At 71.4% G+C, this 1,725-nt stretch carries 3 protein-coding genes; 1 reads left to right on the top strand and 2 read right to left on the bottom strand.

The features are described from left to right. The coding region (locus HMPREF0731_RS21460) for a heterodisulfide reductase-related iron-sulfur binding cluster (protein WP_007006347.1) at positions 1-885 on the top strand (885 nt) is incomplete at its 5' end. Between the two features lie 84 nt (positions 886-969). On the opposite strand, the gene HMPREF0731_RS21455 is transcribed toward HMPREF0731_RS21460, so the two are convergent. Then, positions 970-1,158: a hypothetical protein gene (locus tag HMPREF0731_RS21455; protein ID WP_007006346.1), complete on the bottom strand. Its 189-nt coding sequence runs from the start codon at positions 1,156-1,158 to the stop codon at positions 970-972. A 124-nt stretch (positions 1,159-1,282) separates the two neighbouring features. Continuing rightward, a complete protein-coding gene (locus HMPREF0731_RS21450; protein WP_040614348.1) occupies positions 1,283-1,495 on the bottom strand; it encodes a hypothetical protein in 213 nt (70 codons plus the stop codon). Positions 1,496-1,725: the final 230 nt, after the last annotated feature.

Here is a 1,725-nt window from a genome sequence, read left to right as displayed (position 1 = left end):
CGGCCGCTGCGCCGGCTGATCCCCGGCCGTGGCACCAGCGCGACCCGGCTGCGCGCCATGCTCGATCTCGCCCCCGCCAGCCTGCCCGCCGCCCGCCCGCTGCCGCCGCGAATCCACAGGGCCGAGGGCGCCCGGCGCGGCCGCGTCGCGCTGATGACCGGCTGCGCGCAGCAGGTGCTCGCCCCCTCGATCAACGCGGCCAGCATCCGCCTGCTCACCCGGCTCGGGGTCGAGGTGGTGGTGGCCGAGGGCCAGGGCTGCTGCGGCGCGCTGAACCACCACATGGGCCAGCACGACCCGGCCATGGCGCTCGCCCGCGCCAATATCGCGGCCTGGACGCGGGAGATCGAAGGCGAGGGGCTGGACGCCATCGTCATCAACGCCTCGGGCTGCGGCACCACGGTGAAGGATTACGGCTTCATGTTCCGCGCCGAGGCCGAGCCCTGGGCCGCCCGCGCCGCCGCCGTGGCGGGGCGGGCGCGCGACATCTCCGAGGTGCTGCTGCAATTCGGCTACGCGCCCAGCCGCGAGCCGCCGGGGCTGACCGTCGCCTACCACGCCGCCTGCTCGCTGCAGCACGGGCAGAAGATCACGGCGGCGCCGAAGCAGTTGCTGCAGAAGGCCGGCTTCGCGGTGAAAGAGCCGGCCGAATCGCATCTCTGCTGCGGCTCCGCCGGGACCTACAACCTGATGCAGCCGGAGATCGCCGGGCAGCTCAAGGCGCGCAAGCTCGACAACCTGGCGCGCACCGGCGGGCAGGTCATCGCCAGCGGCAATATCGGCTGCATCACCCAGCTGGGCGGCGGGGCGGTGCCGGCTGTCCACACGGTGGAATTGCTGGACTGGATGGCGGGCGGGCCGCGGCCGGAGGGCGTGACGGCATAAAATCAAAAAGGCCGGGGGAAGGAATTCCCCCGGACCCCATCTTTTTTCTGTCTGGGCCGGGTGCCGCTGGCACCCGGCAGCCGCTCAGGCCGCCATCTTGCGGGCGGCGCCGTCCCGCGCCAGCACCGACATCGCCTCGGCCACCAGGCTCGCCGCATCCTCGGAGCCAGCCTCCAGGCAGCAGCGCTCGGCATGGCTCAGCAGGCGGAGCACCGCCGCGAGATCACGCTGCGCCTGATGGGTCCAGAGGACCGCGGCGATCGGGGTGTCCATGGGTCAGACCTGCCATTGGGAATGCGGTCCGCCGCTTACACCTCCCCCGCCACGGGGGCCAGACAAAAGCGCAACGAAGCCGCGCGGCGCCCGAATGGCTGGGCTGCCGCGGGAACCGGCCGCCTCAGCGTCGCGGCAGCCGGATCAGCTGGGCCGCCGGCTCCGCGTCGAAGCCCAGGCAGGCCGCGGCGGCGGCGGCATGCTCCGCCGCCTGCGCCGCGCCCAGACGGCGGCATTCGGCCTCCACATAGGACAGCATCATCAGCAAGGCCCGCTGATCCACCAGGCTGGGCGGCACGCACTCGCCGGCAACGGAGCGGGGCAACACGGAAGCCATGGCTTATTCCCTGTTATCCATGTGTTTTCTGGCCAAGCGAGGTGGGGCCTGTCCTCACTCAACTTTTCGTGATTACCACAATTTCCTTTACGTTTCAAGAACGATGGCGACTTCGTGAATCCCTGGCGCGGCCACGCCCCAGCCCATAGGCTCGCTGGGCAATACGGAGCGATTCGCCATGCCTGTCCGGCCCACCCTCTCCGCGTGCCGCTTCGCCGCCCCCGCCACGG

Source organism: Pseudoroseomonas cervicalis ATCC 49957 (assembly GCF_000164635.1).
GTDB lineage: Bacteria > Pseudomonadota > Alphaproteobacteria > Acetobacterales > Acetobacteraceae > Pseudoroseomonas > Pseudoroseomonas cervicalis.
Note: the sequence above shows the minus strand (reverse complement) of the source record. Positions and strands in the feature narration are given on the sequence as shown.

Coding starts and splice junctions, on each gene's coding strand:
- HMPREF0731_RS21455 (WP_007006346.1), bottom strand. CDS start 1,158: ATGGACACCCCGATCGCCGCGGTCCTCTGGACCCATCAGGCGCAGCGT.
- HMPREF0731_RS21450 (WP_040614348.1), bottom strand. CDS start 1,495: ATGGCTTCCGTGTTGCCCCGCTCCGTTGCCGGCGAGTGCGTGCCGCCC.